General features: G+C 59.2%; 20 protein-coding genes. 13 read left to right on the top strand and 7 right to left on the bottom strand.

The features are described 5' to 3' along the window. The first annotated feature begins 87 nt into the window (after positions 1-87). Together ACI3K0_RS07200 and ACI3K0_RS07195 are read left to right on the top strand one after the other, a co-directional pair. The gene (locus tag ACI3K0_RS07200; protein WP_404945171.1) at positions 88-1,836 is read left to right on the top strand and encodes a putative bifunctional diguanylate cyclase/phosphodiesterase; all 1,749 of its coding nucleotides are present in this window, start codon (positions 88-90) and stop codon (positions 1,834-1,836) included. 196 nt (positions 1,837-2,032) lie between these two features. After that, a complete protein-coding gene (locus ACI3K0_RS07195) occupies positions 2,033-2,650 on the top strand; it encodes an alpha/beta hydrolase (RefSeq protein ID WP_183822772.1) in 618 nt (205 codons plus the stop codon). Between the two features lie 12 nt (positions 2,651-2,662). Here ACI3K0_RS07195 and ACI3K0_RS07190 read toward each other — a convergent pair whose 3' ends face one another. Next, positions 2,663-3,646: a hypothetical protein gene (locus tag ACI3K0_RS07190; RefSeq protein ID WP_183822774.1), complete on the bottom strand. Its 984-nt coding sequence runs from the start codon at positions 3,644-3,646 to the stop codon at positions 2,663-2,665. 348 nt (positions 3,647-3,994) lie between these two features. Next, entirely contained in the window at positions 3,995-4,882 is an 888-nt protein-coding gene (locus tag ACI3K0_RS07185; protein WP_148143966.1) for a branched-chain amino acid aminotransferase, read from the bottom strand. 490 nt (positions 4,883-5,372) lie between these two features. On the opposite strand from ACI3K0_RS07185, the gene ACI3K0_RS07180 reads away from it, so the two are divergent. From ACI3K0_RS07180 to ACI3K0_RS07170, 3 genes are all read left to right on the top strand, one after another. Next, positions 5,373-6,140, top strand: coding sequence for a gamma-glutamylcyclotransferase (locus ACI3K0_RS07180; RefSeq protein WP_183822776.1), 768 nt, complete (start codon positions 5,373-5,375; stop codon positions 6,138-6,140). A gap of 207 nt (positions 6,141-6,347) precedes the next feature. Then, complete coding sequence (locus tag ACI3K0_RS07175) at positions 6,348-6,590, top strand: hypothetical protein (RefSeq protein WP_183822778.1); 243 nt, start codon at positions 6,348-6,350, stop codon at positions 6,588-6,590. Between the two features lie 63 nt (positions 6,591-6,653). Beyond that, the gene (locus ACI3K0_RS07170) at positions 6,654-8,150 is read left to right on the top strand and encodes a phospholipase D-like domain-containing protein (RefSeq protein WP_183822780.1); all 1,497 of its coding nucleotides are present in this window, start codon (positions 6,654-6,656) and stop codon (positions 8,148-8,150) included. 21 nt (positions 8,151-8,171) lie between these two features. On the opposite strand, the gene ACI3K0_RS07165 is transcribed toward ACI3K0_RS07170, so the two are convergent. Beyond that, entirely contained in the window at positions 8,172-9,065 is an 894-nt protein-coding gene (locus ACI3K0_RS07165) for a LysR family transcriptional regulator (protein WP_404945170.1), read from the bottom strand. 399 nt (positions 9,066-9,464) lie between these two features. Between ACI3K0_RS07165 and ACI3K0_RS07160 the strand changes: the two genes are divergently transcribed. The 5 genes from ACI3K0_RS07160 to ACI3K0_RS07140 all read left to right on the top strand — a co-directional run bounded on the left by ACI3K0_RS07160 (position 9,465) and on the right by ACI3K0_RS07140 (position 14,813). Further along, complete coding sequence (locus tag ACI3K0_RS07160; RefSeq protein WP_404945169.1) at positions 9,465-10,652, top strand: MFS transporter; 1,188 nt, start codon at positions 9,465-9,467, stop codon at positions 10,650-10,652. Positions 10,653-10,673: 21 nt separating this feature from the next. Next, a complete protein-coding gene (locus ACI3K0_RS07155; RefSeq protein WP_404945168.1) occupies positions 10,674-11,711 on the top strand; it encodes an aldo/keto reductase in 1,038 nt (345 codons plus the stop codon). A gap of 140 nt (positions 11,712-11,851) precedes the next feature. Further along, complete coding sequence (locus ACI3K0_RS07150) at positions 11,852-12,679, top strand: aldo/keto reductase (protein ID WP_404945167.1); 828 nt, start codon at positions 11,852-11,854, stop codon at positions 12,677-12,679. A 91-nt stretch (positions 12,680-12,770) separates the two neighbouring features. Then, entirely contained in the window at positions 12,771-13,340 is a 570-nt protein-coding gene (locus tag ACI3K0_RS07145) for an RES family NAD+ phosphorylase (RefSeq protein WP_404945166.1), read from the top strand. A gap of 165 nt (positions 13,341-13,505) precedes the next feature. After that, positions 13,506-14,813 carry an alpha/beta hydrolase family protein gene (locus tag ACI3K0_RS07140; protein WP_404945165.1) on the top strand — a complete coding sequence of 436 codons (1,308 nt, stop codon included), beginning with the start codon at positions 13,506-13,508 and terminating at the stop codon, positions 14,811-14,813. Between the two features lie 77 nt (positions 14,814-14,890). On the opposite strand, the gene ACI3K0_RS07135 is transcribed toward ACI3K0_RS07140, so the two are convergent. Beyond that, positions 14,891-15,856 carry a YiiG family protein gene (locus ACI3K0_RS07135; RefSeq protein WP_404945164.1) on the bottom strand — a complete coding sequence of 322 codons (966 nt, stop codon included), beginning with the start codon at positions 15,854-15,856 and terminating at the stop codon, positions 14,891-14,893. A gap of 405 nt (positions 15,857-16,261) precedes the next feature. Here ACI3K0_RS07135 and ACI3K0_RS07130 point away from each other — a divergent pair, with 405 nt between their 5' ends. Beyond that, complete coding sequence (locus ACI3K0_RS07130; protein ID WP_404945163.1) at positions 16,262-18,187, top strand: methyl-accepting chemotaxis protein; 1,926 nt, start codon at positions 16,262-16,264, stop codon at positions 18,185-18,187. Between the two features lie 78 nt (positions 18,188-18,265). Here the strand turns inward: ACI3K0_RS07130 and corA are convergent, their stop codons facing one another. Continuing rightward, on the bottom strand, positions 18,266-19,300 hold the full coding sequence (gene corA, locus ACI3K0_RS07125) for a magnesium/cobalt transporter CorA (RefSeq protein WP_183822798.1): 1,035 nt from the start codon (positions 19,298-19,300) through the stop codon (positions 18,266-18,268). A 515-nt stretch (positions 19,301-19,815) separates the two neighbouring features. Between corA and ACI3K0_RS07120 the strand changes: the two genes are divergently transcribed. Beyond that, positions 19,816-20,352, top strand: a complete 537-nt coding sequence (locus ACI3K0_RS07120) for a hypothetical protein (protein WP_404945162.1) — start codon at positions 19,816-19,818, stop codon at positions 20,350-20,352. A 42-nt stretch (positions 20,353-20,394) separates the two neighbouring features. On the opposite strand, the gene ACI3K0_RS07115 is transcribed toward ACI3K0_RS07120, so the two are convergent. Beyond that, a complete protein-coding gene (locus ACI3K0_RS07115; protein ID WP_148143979.1) occupies positions 20,395-20,784 on the bottom strand; it encodes a hypothetical protein in 390 nt (129 codons plus the stop codon). Positions 20,785-20,925: 141 nt separating this feature from the next. After that, positions 20,926-21,942, bottom strand: a complete 1,017-nt coding sequence (locus ACI3K0_RS07110) for a YihY/virulence factor BrkB family protein (protein ID WP_183822800.1) — start codon at positions 21,940-21,942, stop codon at positions 20,926-20,928. A gap of 116 nt (positions 21,943-22,058) precedes the next feature. Here ACI3K0_RS07110 and ACI3K0_RS07105 point away from each other — a divergent pair, with 116 nt between their 5' ends. Next, a complete protein-coding gene (locus tag ACI3K0_RS07105; RefSeq protein WP_183822802.1) occupies positions 22,059-23,639 on the top strand; it encodes a helicase HerA-like C-terminal domain-containing protein in 1,581 nt (526 codons plus the stop codon). Positions 23,640-23,731 lie beyond the last annotated feature (92 nt).

The following is a 23,731-nucleotide window of genomic DNA, read 5'->3' as shown; positions in this document are numbered from 1 at the left end:
CCACCGATATTGTCGGATTTGATATATTTTGATTATCTAATATTTAAGCCGTGAGGCCTACAGTTTTCCGGACCACGGGAGCAAGGCATGACCACGGCAAAGACGCGCGGGTTTGCAAACGACAGGGCAATGCTGCAGGCGGTGATGGCGGCAATGGACAACCTGCCGGTCGCCGTCGGCATTTTTGAGCTGGAAGGACGGCCGCTCTACGCCAATCGTCGCTTCCAGGAATTGCATGACCTCGACAGCCGATGGCACAACGAGGACGAGACTTTCGCCGATGTCGTTGCCGATGGCCGGATGGCCGACTGGAAAGAGGACCCAATCGCCTATTTCGAGCGTCTTATCCGCAAGCTGCTCGAAGAAGGCTCTTCCGTGACGCAGGTGGAGATCGGCGACAAGATCATCGACGTCCAGGATGTGCTGCTTGACGGGAAATATCTGCTGAGCACACAGCAGGATATTACTGCGCGGGTGACGGCGGAACAGCGGGTTTCCTATCTCGCCCATCACGATCCGCTCACCGACCTACCCAATCGCATGCGGTTTGCGGCAGAGCTTGCCAAGCTGATTGCGGAAAGCCGGGTGCTGCGCCGCCAGTTTGGCGTGATGAGTTTCGACGTCGACCGTTTCAAGGATATCAACGACGTGTTCGGCCATGCAGCCGGCGATACCGTGCTGGCGGAACTGGCCAGGCGACTGAAGAGCGTGATCGATGAAGACGACGTGGCTGCGCGCCTTGGCGGTGACGAGTTTACCGTGATCAGCGTTGGTGACGACCAGCCGGAAACGATGACACGGCTTGCCGAGCGGCTGACGCGGGTGATGGAAGAGGAAATTGAAGTGGACGGGCGCTCGCTTCGGGTGAGCCTCAGCATCGGAATCGCGATGTTTCCGCAGGATGGCGCCGATGCCGCGACATTGCTTGCCAATTCGGATGCGGCGCTCTATCGCGCCAAGGCAGAAGGGCGCGGTCGCTTCTGTGCGTTCAACTCCCGCATGGACCGCCGAATGCATGACCGGCGCGTGCTGCAGCATGACCTGCGCCATGCGATCAAACGTGGCGAACTGATGCTGCATTATCAGCCACAGGCCGCCGTTACCGGCGAGATCTTTGGCTTCGAGGCACTCTTACGCTGGCATCATCCAACCCGCGGCCTGATCACGCCCGACGAATTCGTGCCCTTGGCTGAGGAAAGCGGCCAGATCGTCGAAATCGGCCGCTGGGTGCTTAACGAAGCCGGGCGTGAAGCTGCAAGCTGGCCGAACCGGCTCAAGATCGCCATAAACATCTCACCGATCCAGTTTCGCCAGGACAGCCTCGTTAGCGACGTTCATACGATGCTTCTGGAAACGGGGCTTTCCGCCGACCGGCTGGAACTTGAAGTCACCGAGGGCGTGCTGGTACAAGATTTCGCCCGGGCGCTGCAAATCCTGCGAGGCCTCAAGGCACTTGGTGTGCGGATTGCCATGGACGACTTCGGTACAGGGTATTCGTCCCTCTCCTATCTGCAATCCTTCCCCTTCGATACGATCAAGATCGACAGGTCATTCACCTCCAAGCTGGTGGCCGACTCGAGCGCCGACGAGATCGTGCGCGCGGTGATCGGGCTCGGGCGCGGATTGAACATTCCGATCGTGGCGGAAGGTGTGGAGACGGAAGAACAACGCGCGTTTCTGGAAGACGCGCAGTGCCAGAACCTGCAGGGCCACCTGATCGGCCGGGCAGGCCCGATCGCGCAATATGCCGGCCTGACCGGGGCGGAGGACAACCCGTCTCTTCCGCAGATCGACACGGATGGATTTCACGTAAAGCAGACATCACGGCGGCGCTGAAACGCTGCGGGATCACTATGCCTCATGGCATGACATAAGTCGGATCATCCAAGCCACGCGAACCGATCGTCATCCAGATATGCTATCGGTGAACGGAGCGGTCACAGGCTGCGGCCTAGCTCCTTTCCGGTTCCTGTCGTAGACCGATCTTCCTTTGATGCGGACGATCCGTATCCCTTGCGCATAAGGTATTGTCATGACCGCCCTGCAGAATTCCCTTCTTGTCATCCTGCTTCACGGTGTTGGATCCAACGGCGCCGATCTCGCGCCGCTCGGCGAAAACTGGAAAGCGCGCCTGCCGGATGCCGTTTTCGTTTCACCGAATGCACCGGAACGGTCGAGCTTCGGAACAGGTTACCAGTGGTTCAGCGTTGCCGGCGTGACCGAAGAAAACCGCCCTGCCCGCATTACCGCGGCCCGCCCCGCATTCGATACGGTGATTTCCGACATCATCGAGGAAAACGGTTTCAACGGGCGTCTCGACCGGGTGGTGCTGGTCGGTTTTTCGCAAGGCACGATCATGTCGCTTGATGCTGTCGCGAGCGGCCGCTGGCCGGTCGCAGCTGTCGTCGGTTTTTCCGGGCGGCTGGCGACCGAAAAGCCGCTGGCGCCATCGACAGCAACCAAAGTTCTGCTGGTGCACGGCACGTCCGACCCGGTCATCCCTTCCTGGGAAACAGAGAAGGCGGAAACCGAACTCAAAGCGGCAGGCGTGGGCGTCGAGACGGTCATCGAGCCGGGCCTCGGCCATACGATCTCGATCGGCGGTGTCGACCGCGCTGCGGATTTCCTGGAAGGCATCGCCCGGAACTGAGCGCCGGGCGGCTTATTTCCTGATAATCGGCTCGCCGTGGAAACGGCGGCGGGACGGTTTGGATACGCCGAAGCCGACTTCCATCATCAGCCGCGGCTTCGTTACCGGTACCGTGCCCATGTGGAAGCCGAAAGGATCCTCGACGAAACCGGAGCCGGCCGGGCCAGTCAACGTGACTGCCTGATCGGCACCGTAATAATCCAGCACTTCATCCGCCGGATGACCGACGAGCAGCGTGTACTGGTGCTTTGCCTTGCGCCGGTTGTGACTACCTTTGACGAAGACATGCGGGCCGGTGCCTTCATCGACATCGACGAGGTTGAAGAAGAATTTCAGCATTCGCCAGTCGTCGAGATCGAAATGGAACTTGTCGAGCGACGCAAGGCTGCGGTCGGCTTCAGAAGAGGCCTGAGTCGGGAAACTCCACCAGATGCGAGTGGTTATAAGCCGGGCGCTGGCGCCGAGATAATGTTTTGCGACATCCATCAGCAAAGGGTCGGCCTGGATGGCGCGTACACCCTGGCTTTTCAGCGATCGCTCGAAGAAATGGCCGCTCAGCAGCGAGCGACCGAAACTCTGCTCGGCCTCCTTATGCCGGGGCGCGACAAATTCGAGAGACCGGTCGAAATTGCCGAAACACGGCATCATCAACGCAAAGCGGCCGATCTCCTGCTGGATCTCGGCAGGCATCTGCAGGCCGGTGAAAATACCGTCGCCGCGCAGGGCATCAGCAATCGCGGCTGCATCCAGCCTACCGAACAGGGATGGCTGCGGCTTACCCGAGGGCTTGTATTTTGCCGACAGGGCCCAATGGGCACGACGGCCGGGCATCGTGCGGGCAAGCATGAACATCGGCAACCAGGCCGGATTTTCCTTCACGTCCGCAAGATAGGTTGGAATTCTAACCGCCATCCGGCGAAACCGGCTGCCATTTCGGGCGATTGTCTCAAGGTCGGTGGGCTGCGATGCACTCGATGATGATACGTCTACTGACATTGCCACTCCTAAGGGGCCTGTATTCCCAAGGGGGAGAGAGGATGCAGATACTACCTGAACTCATTTGGCATATTTTTGCTGCAATGCGGCAAAAATATGAGGTCAATTCAGCATATACTTTCTACGCCGCAATACAATTGACAGAAATAACTATATAATACTCTATCTTATTCGATAAATAATACGGCAAACAAGATCAATGCCCGGGCACTATTCTACCCGAGCATTGGCGATATCCGACTTGGATTATTTCAACTGCAGGCACAATTTACTCTAAACCTCTAAGTCTTTGTTTCCATGAAAGCCTATACCTATAACGATCTCAGCTTTCATTGGTTTTCCGGACGATCAGGCGTCGTTGCGACCGCCTGATCGAGCCCAGTCCATGTAAAGCTCCAAAGCCTTGCGGGCGACCGGTCCTTCCTGCAGTGAGCGTTCCTCAAACTTCGTGACAGGTGCGATCTTGGAATAGTTGCCCGAGGTGAATATCTCGTCGGCAGTTTCGAAATCCTTTACCGTCAGCGTTACTTCGCGAACGTCGAAACCGGATTCACGCAGCAGGCCAATGACACGCGAGCGGGTGATGCCGGCAAGGAAGGTGCCGTTGGCGATCGGCGTCATGACTACGCCGTCCTTGACCATGAAGATGTTCGAGGACGCGGTTTCCGCGACATTGCCGTTCATGTCGAGCGCGAGCGCATTGTCGAAGCCGCGCGAATGGGCCTCGATGATCATGCGGCCGCTGTTGGGATAAAGGCTACCGGCCTTGGCAATGGTCATGGCGACTTCCGGGCTGGGGCGACGGAAGGGCGACAGCGTCAGTGAAGAGGGCTTTGCGGTTCCCATCGGCGCCTCGAACAGGCAGAGCGCAAAGCGGGTCGATTCCGCATCAGGCGCGACGACGCTGTAGGATGTGCCATGTTCGGCCCAATACATCGGCTTGATGTAGATCGCCGTCTTGCCGTCGAATTTCTTGACGCCTTCGAGTGCGAGCGCCTCGATTTGTTCCGGGGTCATCGTCGGCTTCATGCCCATATTGGTGGCGGAGCGGTTGACGCGCTGGCAATGCAGGTCAAGGTCCGGCGAGATGCCATCGAACCAGCGGGCGCCATCGAAGACTGTCGAGGCCAGCCACATGGCATGCGAGGTCGGGCCAATGAGCTTCGGATTGCCATCAATCCATTCCCCGTCCACATAGGTCCAGGTGATCGAGCGGGGGGATGTATCGACGGCCATGATCAGTCTCCTTCAAAGCAGGCACGAAAAATGGCGCGAATGAAGGCTTCAGACGACGGAAGGTCAAGCGATAATCTGAGATGAAACATCACAAAAATTGATGTTTCTTCGTCAATTACCGATCAGGGATTGGCGCCGGGCTGGCTGGGCGTGGGAGGCTGCCCGGTCAAAGGGTTCTGCTGTGTCGGGTCTGCGCCTTGCAGATGGCCGCCAGCAGGAAATCGATTGGCATCATTCATCCAGATAATGCTCAGCACGCATGCAACCAAAAGGCCAAGAACAAGGATAAACAGCCAACGCAACGGGACACCTCTTCATTTCGTTCACGGATCTATATCGACCGACATGATCCGTGATCTTTCACCAGAACAATCGGGCGTCTATGCGGCAATAAGAATAAACATGGGACGGCACTGCGTTGACAGGCCTGTAAAGGCAGCGCAATTTTGAGCTTCGCTGCTATCCCACAAGTCTAGACACTATAAACGCCATGCCCAAATCATCTCCAATGTCACTGACCCAGCAGATGGTCGACCTTTGCTTTCGCGAGGAGGAAGATCCGGGGTTGCCCGCGGCCTGGACCCCGCTGACCGACGCCGACTATACGGCGCTGACCGAGCGCCTGGTCGAGGAAATCGGTGACGAGCCGTTGTGGATCTTCGCTTATGGCTCGCTGATCTGGAAACCGGGTTTCGCATCCATCGCGTGCAAGCGCGCAACCGCCTATGGCTGGCACCGATCGTTTTCGCTGCGTATCGAGCGCGGACGCGGCTCTCCCGCTCAACCTGGGCTGATGATGATGTTATCGCGCGGGGGACGTTGCGACGGGTTGATCTACAGGGTGGCCGACCACGACAAGCGCGAGCAGATCGAAAGCGCGCTTAGGCGCGAACTCAGCAATAAGGACAGCTTGTCGACGTTTCGTTTTCTGCCGGTCAGGACGGAGGATGGCGGCACGATCCCGGCCCTGACATTCTGGGCGGGAGGAGACAGTCCGCGGATCGTCAAGCCGCTACTGCCGCTGGAAGAAGTGGCCCCCATTCTGGCGCGTGCCTGCGGGCATCGCGGTTCCTGCGCCGAATATCTCTATAATACCGTGGTCCATCTGGCGGAATTCGGCATTCGCGACCGCAATCTCTGGCGGCTGCAGGAACTGGTGGCGAAGGAAGTGGAAGCAGTCCACGGGGCCTCGGCCTTCCAAGCTCCTACCAATGCGGCCGGCACCCTGTCGCCTTACACATCTGCGCGCCTTACCTGACGGCAGCGGTTCCACTCTTCGCATCGAGGCTCATCGCACTGTGCATCCCGGCGTACTATCCCTCAAATGGGTGAAGACCTCACGCTTCGATCGTGATTGAACGCTTGAGGGGCCTTGTCAGCCCTTGACTGAAATGGCTGGCTCCCTCGACAAACCTGTTCGGGGCACTCCACGAGAGGGCCAGCCATACGTATACATGAAGAAAGAATGGCAGAAACTGTGACGACGACGGCGCTTATCCTCTATTTGCTGATTGCGAAAATCTTCTTCGTCATCACCCTGATCGAGGGCGCGTTGCGCAACCTTCCGTGGACGGCGGCTCGGTTTTCGGGGCTGTTGCTGACCACTGCATGGCCCTTTCTCATAATCGCAGTCGCCATTGCCAGCCGCCGGAGCAGCAAGAAGACAGCGCAAGACCCCGATCCTCGAAACACCGCCAGCTGCCCATAGAAGACCTGTGCCATCGCCCTATATGCGCCCGTCGATATCAATTGACGGCGGGCAACGGGGCAGATGCAGAGCATATTGAAGGAAGGCGAGACCTGCTGGCGGATCGCACAGGCAGACAGGCTTTCGATCATCATCGATGCCGCCGACTTCTTTCGTTACGCCAAGAGCGCCATGGCAAAGGCACAACGCTCTATCTACCTGATCGGCTGGGATTTCGACACGCGGATCGACCTGATACCTGGCAATGGCGACGACAGGCAACGGAACCGGAAGGCCTCCGACGAACTGCCCGACCAGCTCGGCAAGTTTCTCAACGCGATCGCCGCGCGCAATGAAAATCTCGATATCCGCATCCTGAAATGGGATATCGGGCTGATCAACTCGATCACACGTGGAGAGACGCCGTTCTACATTCTCAAATGGATGTTCGACAAACGCATCAACCTGAAGCTGGACGGCGCGCATCCATCGATTTCATCGCATCATATGAAGCTGCTGGTGATCGACGACGAGGTGGCGTTCTGCGGCGGGATCGACATGACGGTCGGGCGCTGGGATACGCGCGACCATGCGGAAAACGAACCGTTGCGCAAGTCTCCCATGGGTTTCGCGCAAGGCCCCTGGCATGATGCAACAACGTGTCTTTCCGGCGAGGCGGCGCGGGCGCTCGGCGAAATCGCGCGGATGCGATGGAAACGCGCAACGGACGAGAAACTGCCTGAGCCGCGTGATCTGGCGCAGAAAGATACACCCTGGCCGGAGGGGCTCGATGTCGGTTTCCGCGACATCGCCATCGGTATTGCGCGCACCGCACCGGAATATGACAGTCGCGAACAGGTCGTCGAGATCGAGACCGCCAAGCTTGCGATCATCGCAGCGGTGAAAAAGACGCTCTATGTGGAAAGCCAGTATTTCGCTTCCCGGCGGATCGCGGAAGCCATGGCCGAGCGCCTGAAAGAACCGGACGGCCCGGAGATCGTGCTGATCAATCCGGAAGGCTGCGAAGGGTTTCTGGAAGCGAAGGCAATGGACGGCGCACGTATCCGGCTGATGAAGCTGGTCAGAGAGGCGGACGTCCACAACCGTTTCCGCCTCTATTATCCGGTCAATGCGGCGCGCACGCCGATCTATGTCCATGCCAAGATGATGTTTGCCGACGACCGGATCGTGAAGATCGGCTCGGCCAATCTGAACAACCGGTCAATGGGCTATGACACAGAATGCGACCTCATTCTGGAGGCTTCTGAAGGGCAGACGGATCTCACGGACAAGATCATCGCCACGCGGGACGACCTGATTGCCGAGCATCTGGGACGCGATGTGTCGGAGGTTTCGGCAGCGATCGCGGCCCATGGCGGGTCGATCATCGCTGCAATCGAAGCGCTGAACCGGGACAGTGGACGCGGGCTTGTGCCTGTGCCGATGCGAGATCTGACGGCGGACGAGGAGCTGATTGCCGAATCCGACATTGCCGATCCGGAGCGGCCTGCCGGCGTGCGTTATCGGACTTCCAGCTTCCTCAAGCGGAAGTTCGGGCACAAGGTGAAAAAAGCGCTCTGAACGCCATCGTGCAGGATGCGTTCAGAACCGTTCCGCGAGAAAATCGATGAAAGCGCGGATGCGCACCGCCAGATGTTCATGCCCGGCGTAAACAGCGTGTATGTCTTCGATATCTTCCGGGTTGAAATCCTCCAATATGGGAACGAGGCGGCCGGCCTGGATGTCCGGTTCCACATGGAAGCGGCCGACGCGACCGATACCGAGACCATCAACGCAGAACTGGCGGATGATCGAACCGCTTGAGGCCTTAAGGCTTCCGGATACGGGGCGCAGATCGATCTTGCCGGTCAGCGGATCGCGGAACGGCCAGCCTTCGACCGATCGGCGGAAATTGAAGTTGATGCAGTTGTGCCCTTCAAGGTCGGCCGGCGATTGCGGCAAGCCGTGTTCGGCAATATAGGCGGGCGAGGCAATCACCACCTGGCGGGTCTGACCGAGTTTTCGCGCCATCAGCGAGGAGTCGCGCAACGGTCCGTGGCGGATGGCGATATCCACCCGCTCGCGGATGAGATCGACCGTATCGTCGGTCAGCGTGACATCCAGCTGGACATCCGGAAAGAGCTGCAGAAATTCGCGGGTCATCGGCAGGATGTAGAGTTCACCAAAGCCGACGGAGGCATTGACCGACAGCGGACCGCGCGGCAATGCCCGCCCGCCGCCGGAAACGATCTCTTCCGTATCGGCGATCTCGGCGAGGATGCGCGAGGCGCGGGCCAGATAGGTTTCGCCTTCCGGCGTCAGTTGCAGCAAACGGGTGGAACGCACGACGAGCCGCGTACCCAACCGGTCTTCCAGACGGGTGACGAGCTTGCTGACTGCCGAGGGTGACAGCTTCAACCGTCGGCCTGCCGCCGAAAAGCTCTTCAGCTCGGCGGCGAGGACGAAGACTTCCATTTCTCCGGCGCGGTTGTCCATCAGCATGCCTCCGCTTGCCTTGGCCACCCTCTGTTGCCCTCGCGAGGTTGGCAGGCTTGTGTCTGGATCCTCGGGTTAAGCCCGAGGATGACGGATGAGAGGGAGTGCCGAAAGTACCTCATTGAGAACACCGCGCGAAAAGGGATGGTATTCTTGGGTGAAGGGGTCCTCAAACTCGTCATCCTCGGGCTTGACCCGAGGATCCAGGCACAAGCACTCAGCGTGGAATTTGATTGAACCAAAGGATAATTATCCAAGACATCACCTGTGATTTCATTTCACAGATGATTATCAATTTATGTCGCTACACAGGCAAGTGTCCAGCAACGATATTGCGGCGCATCGAATGATCTTCCCTTGGCCCCCTCCTCCCAAGGGATCAGGACAAGGATACCCCCAATGCCTCTCGCTCTTTATGCGTTGACGGCCGGTGCGTTTGGCATCGGCGTCACGGAATTCGTCATCATGGGTCTGCTGATCGATGTCAGCAAGGATCTCGGCGTTTCGATCTCGGCTGCCGGCCTGCTTATTTCCGGTTATGCGCTCGGTGTCGTCATTGGTGCGCCGATCCTCGGCGCCATTTCCGGCAAGTGGTCGAAAAAGACCCTGCTGATGGCGCTGATGGTGGTGTTCACCATCGGCAATCTCGCCTGCGCCATCGCGCCAGACTACTGGACGCTGATGGCCGCCCGCGTGCTGACCGCCTTTGCCCATGCCTCGTTCTTCGGCGTCGGTTCGGTGGTTGCGACCAGCCTCGTCGCGCCGAACAAGAAGGCGTCGGCCATCGCCATCATGTTCACCGGCCTCACGGTCGCGAACATTCTCGGCGTGCCGTTCGGTACCTGGCTCGGTCAGGCCTATGGCTGGCGCTCGACCTTCTGGGCCGTGACACTGATCGGCGTCGCAGCATTTGCGGTGATCGCGCTTCTGGTACCGAAGGACAAGGCATCCGACACACAGGAAGAAGCCTCGCAGGGCGTGCTTGCCGTGCTCGGTCGCCGCGCCGTTCTTCTCGGCCTTCTGACCACCGTGCTCTCCTGGGTGGGTGTTTTTGCCGGCTTCACCTATATCGCGCCTATCCTCACACAGATTACCGGTTTCTCTGAAGCGGCAGTCTCGCCGATCCTGCTTGTCTTCGGTGGCGGCCTCGTGATCGGCAATCTCGCCGGCGGCTGGCTGGCGGACCGTCACCTTATGCCGACCATTGTCGGCAGCCTGATCGCACTTGCCGTCGTGCTTCTCGCCATGACTGTCGTCATCCACCAGCCTGTGCTTATGGTGATCGCGATTGCCCTGTTCGGTGCCGCTGCCTTTGCCACCGTGGCACCGCTGCAGATGTGGGTGCTTGCCAAGGCCGAAGGCGCTGGCCAGGGCCTCGCTTCGTCCTTCAACATTGCCGCCTTCAACCTCGGCAATGCGATCGGCGCATGGCTCGGCGGCGCCGTCATCGACCATGGCCCCGGTCTCGGATCGGTTACCCTGGTTGCCGGCCTCGTTCCGATCGCAGCCCTTGCAGTCGCCCTTATCGCGATCCGCATGGACAAGAGCCGCAGCGGCAATGCCGCCCAGCTTTCACCGGCAGAATAACAGTTAGCAAGGATGACGGTCATGGATTATCGCACACTTGGAAAATCCGGTTTGAAAGTGCCGGTTCTCTCCTTCGGCGCCGGAACATTCGGCGGGTCCGGCCCGCTGTTCAGCGCATGGGGGAATACGGATGTCGAAGAGGCCCGACGCCTCGTCGACATCTGCCTCGAAGCCGGCGTCAACCTGTTCGATACGGCGGACGTCTATTCGAACGGCGCATCGGAAGAGGTGCTGGGACAGGCGATCAAGGGCCGTCGTGACGACGTGCTGATCTCCACCAAGGCCAGCCTGCCGGCCGGCGATGGGCCAAACGACTGGGGCTCGTCGCGGTCCCGGCTGATCGGAGCCGTCGAGAAAGCGCTCAAACGGCTGGGCACCGACCATATCGACATTTTCCAGCTGCATGCTTTCGATGCTTCGACCCCGGTGGAAGAAGTGGTGTCGACGCTTGACCGGCTCGTTCGAGACGGCAAGCTGCGATACATCGGCGTTTCAAACTTCTCCGGCTGGCAGATCATGAAGTCGCTGGCGGCGGCGGAGAAGAACGGCTGGACGCGTTATGTCGCCAATCAGGTCTATTATTCGCTGATCGGCCGCGATTACGAATGGGACCTGATGCCACTCGGCGAAGACCAGGGCCTTGGCGCACTGGTGTGGAGCCCGCTCGGCTGGGGAAGGCTGACCGGCAAGATCAGCCGTTCAAAACCTATCCCGGCGGGAAGTCGGCTGCATGAGACAGCAAGTTTCGGCCCGCCGGTGGAGGACGAACATTTCTACCGGGTAGTCGACGCCCTGGAGGACGTGGCCGCCGAAACGGGAAAAACCGTGCCGCAGGTGGCGATCAACTGGCTGATATCCCGTCCGACCGTTTCTTCGGTCATCATCGGCGCCCGCAACGAGGAACAACTGAGGCAGAACCTCGGCGCAGTGGGCTGGTCACTGACGAAAGAGCAGATCGCAAAGCTGGACACGGCAAGCGCCGTGACGGTGCCCTATCCGCATTTCCCCTATTACAGGCAGGACGGGTTCGCGAAGCTCAATCCACCGCTTGCCGGGTGATTACCACCGGACGGATCTGTATCCGACAAAATCTCGCAGTTGATCCGTCCGTCAAACAGCCCATGTAGAGTGGGCTTCATTTCTGGCTCGGCCACTTTTCGTCTAGTCTCGGCCGGGCTTCGCTTTTCAAAGGAGTTTTCATGTTCGACGTCAGCGCAAACGGCGCAAACATCCCCGCCCTCGGTTTCGGTACTTTCCGCATGCCCGATGCCGATGTGCATCGCGTCCTGCCGGAAGCCCTGAAGCTCGGCTTCCGCCATGTCGATACCGCTCAGATCTACAAGAACGAAGCCGCCGTCGGCGATGTTCTGAAGTCTTCGGGCATTGCCCGGCAGGACATCTTTCTCACCACCAAGGTCTGGGTCGATCGTGTCGGCCACAAGGATTTCATCGCGTCGGTGGATGAAAGCCTGACCAAGCTGAAGACCGATCATGTCGATCTTCTTCTGCTTCACTGGCCGCAGAGCGAGATGCCGCTGGCTGACCGGATCGGAGCGCTGAACGAGCTGCGAAAGGCCGGCAAGGTCAAGAATATCGGCGTCTCCAACTTCTCCACCACGCTGATGGCGGAAGCGGTAAAACTGTCGGATGCACCGATCGTCAACAACCAGATCGAATATCACCCCTATCTCGACCAGACCAAGGTTTTGGCGGAAGCGGCAAAGACCGGCATGTCGGTGACAGCCTATTACCTGATGGCCGACGGCGCCGTGCCGAAGGACGAGGTGCTGAAGGATATCGGCGCCAAGCATGGCAAGACCGCCGCACAGGTGGTGCTGCGCTGGGCCGTGCAGCAGAAGGGCGTGATCGCGCTGTCGAAGACCGCCACGGAAAGCCGTCTGCCGGAGAATTTCGACATTTTCGACTTCGCGCTTTCGCAAGACGAGATGGCAGCAGTTCACAAACTTGCCCGCCCGGACGGCCGCATCGTCAATCCGGGCCATCTGGCGCCGGAATGGGATAAGTAAATCCAGATCCCAGTTTCGGGTTGAATGATCGACGCTCCGGAGAGAACATCTCCGGAGCTTTTTTGTCCGGGTGATTGTGAGTATCAGGCGTATGAATGAAGAGAAAAATCCGGCCGCCGCGCATCCGCTCCTGCGTCGGGTGGAAGGCCGCTTCTTCCGTTCGGTGCCGACAGAACGGCTGGACAGAATTCTCGATCCGCCCGATCCCAAAAGTGCCGGCCGTTATCATCGTCCCGGCGAGAGAATTCTCTATACGAGCGCGACATTCGAATCCGCTATCGCGGCTGTCTCCGGCTATATGCGAAAGGATGGTCTGCCGCGAATGATGGTGCCGCTCCAGATCGGCGAGGCCTTCGTGCTCGACCAGCATAACGAAGAGGCATGCCGGGCATTCGGCATAGAGCGCGATCTTTCCAACGAACCGTGGCAGGCAGCGATTGCGGAAGGTCGCGAGCCTGCTTCCTGGCGCAACGCCGATATCGCCCGCGCCGCAGGTGCGGGAGGGATCATCGATCGATCCCGCAAGATGCCGGGCGGATGGCATCTCAACCTGTTTTACTGGAATGAAAGCGGTGGTCCGAAGGTGGAGATATGCGGCGAGCCAGTGGAGATCGTTCTCCTCGCCGGAGAGCCGACATGGGACAGGAGCCGAACCGACTGAGGACAGGATGGGTGGGGAAGCACCCGTTTCGTTTCGCATTTGGGAAAGAAATCACCCATCCGGGCAAGTAGAGGCCATCATTGTGCCGGACTGTTTCGGTCAACCATTGCCTCCCCCGGCCATCGCCATAGTTTTCCAAGCGGGCTGGAGAAGGAGGAATTTTCCATGCTTTTCAGAACCTTATTGCTCTCTGCGGCGGTGATCGCCACAACAAGCCTGCCTGCTGCGGCACAACGGCGAGGTGATGAACCAACACCGAAGGATTGCCCCGAAAGCCTGCCCGCCGGCACCAAGTGTTTCGCAGGCCGGGATATGCGCGGCGCCTATTACTGGATCGCCAAGCCGAAGAACTGGAACGGCGTTCTTGTCGTCCATGCCCATGGCGGGCCGCGGACGGCCAAGCCGAAACCCGACGATCCGGTGGAGGATCTGGAGCGTTTCGCCGTGACGGTTCAGGAGGGTTATGCCTGGGCAGGGTCCAACTATCGCCGACAGGGTTATGGCGTGCGGATGGCCGCAGCGGACACCGACAATGTACGTCGCATCGCCGAGCGGCTGCTTGGGGAACCGAAGACCGTGCTACTGCATGGCCAATCATGGGGCGGTAATGTGGCCGCCAAGACCGCCGAACTTTATGCGCTCGACTGGCGTGGACACAAGAATTACGACGGTGTGGTGCTGACCAGCGGGCTCCTTGCAGGCGGAAGCCGCGGCTATGACTTCCGCGCCGATCTGCGCGCCGTCTACCAGTATTACTGCATGAACCATCCGCGTGCCGACGAGGTGCAATATCCGGTCTGGCAGGGACTTCCAAAGGGCGCATCTATGAAGCGCGAGGAGCTGGAAAAACGCGTCGACGAATGCACGGGCCTGTCGCTTGCCAAGGATAAGCGATCATCGGAGCAGGCAAGAAACCTCGCCAATATTCTTGCCGTCACCCATGTGCCGGAAAAGACCCTGGTGGCGCATCTCGCCTGGGCGACGGGGATGTTTCAGGATATCGTCTGGAGACGGCTGGACGGGAAAAATCCGTTCGACAATTCGCAGGTTCAGTACAAGGGATCGGATGACGATGCGGCGCTGAACAAGGGGGTCGAGAGGTTCAAGGCCGATCCGCAAGCGCACCGGGCGATGGTCTACGACGCCGATCTCACCGGCCAGATCGTCCTGCCGACGATTACGCTGCACGCCAGAAAAGACCCGACGGTGTTCGTCAATCACGAGGCTATCTATCGCCAGACGGTGGAAAAGGCCGGCAATGGCGACCTGCTGCAGCAGAATTTTTCCGACGAGGCGGAGCATTCGAAACTGTCTACGCCACAATATGCGGCACTGTTTTCCGCCATGCTGAGCTGGATTGACAGAAACGAAAAGCCGACCAAGCAGTCCGTCGCGGCGCTCTGCGAGGAGAAGCGCAAGACTTATGACGAGGCATGCAAGCTGCTGCCGGAATTTGAGCCCGCGGTGGAATAAGCAAACCGGAGCCTGCCGATACCCCTCTGCCCTGTCGGCCAGAGGGGGCCGGCTTGCACTTGCGCGGAATGATCTAGTCAGTCCTTGGCAAAGGTCGTCGCCGTCTGCGAGGTCGTTACCATGGTGTTATAGTCCGAGACGATCCACTCGATGTCGTTGCCGCCGGCCTTGCGGGCGTCGCCCTTGAATTTTCGGAGTTGTTCGTCGAGATCACGCAGTTTGGAAAGAAGCGAAGCCGGGCGGCTTTCGAAGACGTGGAAACTGTCCGGGTGATCGATGGCATAGTCGTCGAATTCGCGCACCGCGCTTGCATAGGCGTCGAGCTCACCCTTGAAAACGGCCATGTCGACCACCGGTTTTTCGTTGTCCGGCATCAGGTCCATCATCGCTTCGGCGCGGATCATGACGTTGCGGACATGCCAGCGGGATTTGCGCCCCTCTGCCTGTTCGAGAGCCTTGAGCGACGCCAGGTCGAGCTTCACCTTTTCCGCCCGCAGCGTCAGGTCGGCCGTGTCTCGGCGCTCCCCATAGGTCGGAGCAAGTGCTGCGATATCCTTATGGTAGGCCTTGGCGCCTTCCATCTTGTCGGACTTGTAGTCCAGCCGCTCGTAATATTTGTTGGCTTTTTCGATCACCGGCGCGAGCTTCTGGTAGGTCTCGACATAGGCGAGCATGGCTGCATCGAGTTCCGGCATTTTCGGATCGGCCTTGGCTGCCTGCTCGACGGCTGCGATCTCGTCGCGCACGTCATAGAGCGAGTAGAGGCCGTAAATGACCCTCTCCTTGCCGGTCGGCCCCTTCTTCATATCGACCCAGCTCCCGTAACGCTCGAGCGATTCCGAGGCGCGAATGGAGCGGTTCAAGAATTCGACATAGGCATTCATCTTGACGATCGCCGCGTCGGAAACGTCAACCTCCGCTTCAGGCGCTGTGGAGGATTGGGCAAAAGCAGGCGTGCCGGAGAGAACCGGCGCCATCGTCGGCACCTGCAGCAAAAGCGAAACCGCGGCGACGGCAAACGCCCTCGACGTGAAAATGCGCATTCTGATTACCCCCGAAAGACATAGAATATTAACTGACTGAATTTGAGGCTCAAGCCGAGAACGTCAACTGCAAAAATTCGCACTTATAGCGGATCTACAAGACAATGAGTGCCGTCAATCCGAAGCGAAGCTGCGCATATCAATCTCAATTTGCATCGCTGCAGAATTTCAACTTTGTTTCCTGACAAATATTCAGTTTCGCAACATTTTTTTCGCTTCATGCGCATTTGATTAAATTGCGATTAAGCAACCTTGCCATAGCGTGCGGCCAAGCCCATGACAGGCCTGCATGAAAGCCCAGCCCGCGCCTCCCCGGCCTCGATAGCTTCCACTCGTGCCTTCCCTCCCCTGTCCGATCGTCCCAGGCGACCTGCGTCCACGCGGTCCATTCTCACGGTGCATGCTATGAGTTTTCTTTCAAACGCGACAATTAGAACCAAGATACTGTCTCTGATCGTGCCGGTCTGTCTGATCGGTGTGGCCGGGATTGGTGTGGCTGCCTACAGTTTCAAGCAGGCGGACGGCCAATATTCAGCCTTCATCGCGGAAGACAGCGTCGCTGCGACACAGGTTTCGCGCGCATCGACCTCGATGAACTCGGTTGCCTACAGCGCCTATCAGCTGACGGTCTATCCGCAGGGTTCCGCATTCCGCGCCGTTGCGCAGAAGAACTATGAAAGCGGCAAGAAGGTTATCGGCACGCTGCTAGGTTCGGCCAAGCAGCTTATCCCCGAGCAGGCGAATGACCTGTCGGCGTTCGAGACACGCGCAGCTGCAATCACGGCGATGACGGACAAGGCTGTCGCCTTGACCGAGCAGGGCCAGATGCAGGATGCACAAGTCGTTCTTGCACAGGTCGATCCGGACATCGCCAAGATCCGCGATGACTTCAAGGACTGGAATGTTGCCAATACCAAAACGGTACTAGACAACAGTGCCGCAATCACAGCGCAAATCAATTCAACCCTCATCACCCTGATCACGACGCTCGGAGTGCTGTTTGCCGCTGCGATCGCCGCCTCGCTGTTCGTTGCCTCGCGCGGCATTTCCGGTCCGATCGACATGCTGCGCCAGCGCATGGCGTCACTTGCCGGCGGTCAGACGAGCCAGGAGGTTCCGGGCCTCGGCCGCAAGGACGAAGTGGGCCATATGGCCGAAGCAGTCGCCGTGTTCCGCACCAATGCGATCGAGCGCGCCAAGCTCGAGGAAGAGGCCCGCGCCAACCGCAGCCTTTCCGAACAGGAACGCGCCGCCCGCGAAGAGCAGAAGGCGAAGGAAGCTGCCGACGTGAAATTTGCGGTCGACAACCTGGCAAACGGCCTTTCGCATCTGGCAGACGGCGACCTTGCCTACCGGATCGGCAAGCCGTTCACCGAAACGCTCGACGGCGTGCGCCACAACTTCAACGCCTCAGCCGACAAGCTGCAGGCAGCCATGCGCGGCGTTGCCCAGAATGCCCGCGGCATCGATGCCGGTGCCAACGAAATCAAGTCGGCCGCCGACGACCTGGCCAAGCGTACCGAACAGCAGGCCGCAGCGCTGGAAGAAACGGCCGCAGCACTTGAACAGATCACCACCACGGTAAAGGATGCCGCCAAGCGTGCTTCCGAAGCCGGTGCGCTTGTCGCCCGTACCCGTCAAGGTGCGGAAAAGTCCGGAGAAGTCGTCCAGACCGCCGTGAAGGCGATGGAGGAGATCGAAAAGTCCTCCGGCGAGATCGGCAACATCATCGGCGTCATCGACGATATCGCCTTCCAGACCAACCTGCTGGCACTGAACGCCGGTGTCGAAGCAGCACGCGCCGGTGAAGCCGGCAAGGGCTTTGCCGTCGTCGCACAGGAAGTTCGCGAACTTGCGCAGCGCTCGGCCAATGCAGCCAAGGAAATCAAGGCGCTGATCACAACGTCGAACGAGCAGGTTCGCAATGGCGTGGAACTGGTCGGAGAGACCGGCAAAGCACTGAAGAACATCGTTTCTGAAGTTCAGGAGATCAACCGCAACGTCGCGGCGATCGTCGAATCCTCGCAGGAACAGTCATCCGGTCTCCAGCAGATCAACACCGCCGTCAACCAGATGGACCAGGACACGCAGAAGAATGCGGCGATGGTCGAGGAATCCACTGCCGCCAGCCATAGCCTGGCCCGCGAAGTCGCGTCTCTGAATTCGCTGCTGGCGCAATTCAAGCTGGCCGATGGCCATGCGCCGGCAGCGGTTCGCCCCGCGGCAAGAAACGATGCCCCGGCCGCTTCGCCGGCCCGGTCACTCGCCCGCAAGGTCGCAGGCGCGTTTTCCGGCAATGCAGCCGTGGCGCAGAACTGGGAAGAATTCTAAGCCTCACGGTTCAGCACAATCCAGACGACAGGAAGGCGGGACAGCGATGCCCCGCCTTCTTTCATTTCAAGGCCGGCGTTACAGCCAGCCTTTTCGCTTGAAATAGAGATAGGGCACGGCCATCGAGAAGATCATCATGATGATCGCCGAGTGATATCCGTAATGCCATTGCAGTTCCGGCTGATAGGCGAAGTTCATGCCGTAGACGGAAGCGACCAGCGTCGGCGGCAGGAACATGACCGAGGCGACCGAGAAGATCTTGATGATCTGGTTCTGCTCCAGATTGATCAGGCCGAGCGTCGCATCGAGCAGAAAATTGATCTTGTTCGACATGAAGGCCGAGTGATCGCCAAGCGAGGTGGCATCCCGCTGCAGCAGCTTCAGCCGCTGGCGGACTTCCTTTGAAAGCTTGCGGTCAACGCCATCAAGCGCCGCATAATAGGCGACGACGCGGGAAACGCTGACAAGGCTTTCGCGCACGACGGTGATGAACTCGCCCTTCTGGCCGATTGCGCGGATCAGTTCCTGCAGGTCACGTTGCTTCTTGTTGGCCTTCGAGGCTTTGGCTTCGAAGACGTCGCGGGAGATCTGGTCGATATCGGCGCCGAGCCTTTCCAGCGTATCGGCCATGCGGTCGATGATCGCCTCGACCAGACCGCTCATGATCAGCTCGCCGGTGGCCGTATGCGTGCCGAGCCCGTTTGCCTTGCGGGCACGCGCCATGAAGGCATCGAACGGACGCGGTTCTGCATGACGGACGGTGACGAGGATCTGCCCCTTGATGATGAAGGTGACCGGCACCTTGATCGGCGTGCCGGCATCCGGGCGTATCAGCACGGTCATGGTCATGAACTCGGCGCCGTCCTCCTGATAGAGCCGGGCGGAAAGCTCGATATCCTCCATCTCGTCCATGGTCGGTATGACGAGGCCGAGACATTCTCCGACCTGGCGTTCTTCTTCTGCGGTCGGGCTGATCAGATCGTACCAGACGACGGAGGCGCTACGTTCAGCGGATTGAATTTCGGTCTGCGCAACAGCTTTTTCGCCTTCGAACGATTGGTCGAAGGCTGCAGGTACAAGGCGGTCAAGGTCATAGGCGTGGATGCGCAGCATGACGGCTCCTTTTCGGACCATCTGGTCCCCGGAGCGCATCACCGAGAGAACGGATCAGAGCCCCGAAGCGGCAGGTCTATCTGTTGACGTCGAACTTCGACTGTCGGGGTTCATCTCGGTTTGTCCTTTGAAAGAGCGACGCCCGGACGGGCAGCCGCTTTGAGGCTCACATGGGCCTGTCGCACCGGAAAGTCAATGGGAATGATGGCGGTCGAAAAATGGCAAGGATGCGACCTCGCTGCCAGCAATCATCACTTGTAAATTAGGCTAATCTAATATAAATTCATCTTGTCGCCATTTCCCAGATCAACCGGCGATGGTCCGAAGCACAATCTTCGGCCGGGCACACCCCTGCCCTATTCGGCTTGGCATTCCCCCGATTGGCCACCCGACAAAAAAGCCGCCGGAACAGGAACCGGCGGCCTTTTTGTTTTGATCGCAATGGCCAAAAGGCAGAGTAGATTGGGTAAAAGACACATGCAATTACTGTGACTTTCATTAATCCGCGAAAACGAATGACCGGAATCAGTTTCAAAAACCATATTCAGAGCAGACTTGACGCTCTCGTCGGGCTGCAACTCAGTATAGTGCGCGACGCGCTGGACATGAAGATGTTTCACTTTGGCGACATCTACCTGTCACCATCTGGCAAAGGTTCGGTCGGAACCTATGCACTACATGTTCAGTGCCCTTGGAGAATCGTATCCGAGGGAATGATCCTGACCGGTTCATTCGATCGTTATGAACCACCCCAAGAAAATAGAGAGCTTGATGAGGAGAACAATCGTTCAGGTACTCTCCAGCGTGCGCGCCTCTTCCACATTCTGGAGGGTTATGACGAAGCCGCGAGAAGCATCGTGAATTCAACCAATAATTTCGCTGTGCTCTCCATCAAGGTTGATGAATTCGGCGGATTGGATTTATCGCTCTCTGGGGGATACAATCTTCAGCTCTTCCCAAGCGGAGCAAGCAGTGAGGATTGGCGCTTTTTCAAAACGGGAGGCGCACCGCATCTCGTAGTCGAAGCCGGGCGCGCAGAAGAGGTCGAATAGAGGCCGCCTCAGAAATCGGGACGGCCTCTTCCATACGATAGCTCAAACGAACTGAGACAGGCCCGGCACCGAGGCGATAACCGTGTCGACCACTTCATCGCCGGCATGTTCGCGGGCAACTGCCATGGTTTCCTTGGCAAGTGCCGTGATTTCGCCCATGCCGAGGCCCTGGGACATGAGCTGCTGGCCAAGCGCCATGACGCCGCCGCCGAAGCTTGCCATCAGGCCTCCAAGCAGGCCGCCGCCGCCAGCGCCTTCGCCGTTGAACTGGGCCACCAGTTCGGGAGCGCCCGGGATTGCTTCAATCATCTTTGCTACCGCGCCATCATCGGCCTCGCGCTGCAGGAAGCCGAGCATCATGCCGATCGCCTTTGCGGCTACATCGGGCGTGATGCCGACGCTGTCGGCGACGCGGGAAACCAGTTCGTTCATCAGGATGTCTCCTCAAAATTCTGACGTTGACGTCAAAGTAATACACATTCAGCCACGGCAAGACCAGCCATGACGGGAGATTGGAACATTGTTATTCGCGATCCAGGGATGGCAGCGCAAGTGCTTAATCGCCGCCACCGATCAATCCCGCGTTTCTCCCAATGTATCGGCCATGTAGGCACCGCGTTCTCCCATGGGCCGCGGCGTGCCGGTGGTCGAGTCGCGCGTCGTCTGGTGTTCCAGTTCGGCGTTGATCTCGGCCCCGACGATCACGATGATGGCCGATATCCATGTCCAGACCATGAAACCGATCAGCGCGCCCAATGTACCATAGGTCGCGTTGTAGTTGGCGATATTGGAGAGATAGAAGGAGACGCCGAGGGAGGCGGCGAACCAGAGGAGCGTGGAGAAGACAGCGCCCCATGTGAGCCAGCGGACCTTGGCGGGCTCGCGGCTGGGGCCGAACCGATAGAGAGCCATGATGCCAAAACCGACGAATACCATCATGATCGGCCAGCGGGCGACGCGAATGATGAGTTCGGCCCAGCGATCCAGCCAGAAATAGTTCAGCACCGCCGGCACGACGCCCATCGAAAACAGGATGACGATGGCGATCAGGAAGGCGCCGAAGGTGAAGGCGAGCGAGACGAGATTGAGGCGGACGATGCTGCGTTTTTCCTTTTCGCGATAGGCAACATTCATCGCATCGAACAGCGCCTTGATGCCGTTATTGGCGCTCCACAGCGCCAGCGCCAGACCGCCGACCAAACCTGCCGACAGGGTGGCGCCGCGCTCTGCCGACAGCGCCCTCACCTGATTGAGAAAGATGTCAAGCGCGTCCGCTGGCATGACGGAGCCGAGCGAAGCGATACGGTCGGCGATCGCCGCGGGGTCGGCCATAAGCCCATACAGAGAGACGAGCACGCTGGCGGCTGGAAAGAGAGCCAGAAGAAGATAATAGGTGACGCCGGCCGCAATCAGCGTGACCCTGTCTTCCATCACCCCGGAGACAATCCGCCAGAAGACATCCTTCAAACCACGAGCCGGAATTTCGGCGGGCTTATCGGCGTCGCGCCCTCGTCCGTGATGCGGACCAGAAATATTGTCCTTGTCGATATGTCCGGTGCCGTTCTCCAGCAGGTTGCCGCTCGTCGTCATATGGCCCTCGCCTTCGCGTGATCTGATCGCTCGGGGCCTCGGGAAATCGTTGCCGCCCGCCAAAGCCCGCCGTATAAGCATTTGAGAACAAACGCCGCGAGGGAGCGCAGAGTTGCATGACGGACGAGACGGGTAAGCTCTTCATCGGCGGCAGCCGCAAGCCGGACGACACGCTGAACAAGGCGGAATATCTGGACCTGAAATTCGGCAACCGCCACGGTCTGGTGACCGGGGCCACCGGCACCGGCAAGACGGTGACGCTGCAGGTTCTGGCGGAAGGTTTTTCCAAGGCAGGCGTTCCGGTTTTCGCAGCGGACATCAAGGGTGACCTTTCCGGTGTCGCCGCCAAGGGAGAATCCAAGGATTTCCTGCTGAAGCGCGCCGAACAGATCGGTTCTCAGGATTATGACTTCGAACAGTTTCCGGTGATCTTCTGGGACATCTATGGCGAAAAAGGCCATCGGGTGCGCACCACGATCGCCGAAATGGGACCGCTCTTGCTCGCCCGGCTGATGAACGCGTCCGAGCCGCAGGAAGGTGTGCTCAACATCGCCTTCAAGCTGGCCGACAAGGCCGGCCTGCCGCTTCTGGACCTCAAAGACCTCACCTCGCTTCTCAACTACATGGCGGAGAATGCGACCGAGCTTTCCAAGGAATTCGGCCTGATCTCCAAGGCTTCGGTCGGCTCCATCCAGCGCGCGCTTCTGGTGCTGGAACAGCAGGGTGCCGAGCATTTCTTCGGCGAACCGGCGCTCAAGATCACCGATATCATGCGGGTCAACCCGAATAACGGTTACGGCCAGATCTCCATTCTGGCCGCCGACAAGCTGATGATGAACCCGCGGCTTTACGCGACCTTCCTTCTGTGGCTGCTTTCCGAACTGTTCGAGGAACTGCCGGAAGTGGGCGATCCGGACAAGCCGAAGCTCGTCTTCTTCTTCGACGAGGCGCATCTTCTGTTCGATGAGGCGCCAAAGATCCTGATCGACCGGGTGGAGCAGGTGGTACGCCTTATCCGCTCCAAGGGCGTCGGCGTCTATTTCGTCACGCAGAACCCGCTCGATGTACCGGAAACGGTGCTGGCACAGCTCGGCAACCGGGTGCAGCATGCGCTGCGCGCCTATACGCCGCGCGAGCAGAAAGCGGTGAAGACGGCGGCCGATACGTTCCGCCCCAACCCGGATTTCGACTGCGCAACCGCAATCACCCAGCTTGGCACCGGCGAGGCGCTGGTCTCGACGCTGGAAGCAAAGGGCGCACCTTCGATGGTGGAACGCACGCTGATCCGCCCGCCGTCGGGCCGGATCGGGCCGCTCACCGATGCCGAGCGTCAGGGGATCATGGACCGCAGCCCGGTTCTTGGGCTTTATGACGAGGATATCGATCGCGAAAGCGCCTTCGAGATCCTTGCCTCTCGCGCCAAGCAAGCCGCCGATGCGGCTGCCGCCAGAAACGCACAGGACGAACTCGACCCCGCGCCGCCTGCCGGTTCCGGCGAGACGACCGGCTGGACTTTGCCGGGCTTCGGCGGCGGTGACGACGATCAGGACCAGCAGCGTGGGCGCAAGACCGTCGGCCGCTCGGGCTACCAGCGCGAGACGATCGTGGAAGCGGCGATGAAGAGCGTGACGCGCACGGTTGCCACGCAACTCGGCCGGGCTATCGTGCGCGGGATTTTGGGGAGCTTGAAGCGGTAGGAATGGAGGCGCTCATTACAACGTCAGACGTTATGGCGCGGGACAATTCCCCCTCTGGCCTGCCGGCAATTTCCCCCACAAAGGGGGAGAAA

It is taken from the genome of Rhizobium sp. ZW T2_16, from assembly GCF_044987325.1.
Taxonomy (GTDB): domain Bacteria; phylum Pseudomonadota; class Alphaproteobacteria; order Rhizobiales; family Rhizobiaceae; genus Neorhizobium; species Neorhizobium cellulosilyticum.
Note: the sequence above shows the minus strand (reverse complement) of the source record. Positions and strands in the feature narration are given on the sequence as shown.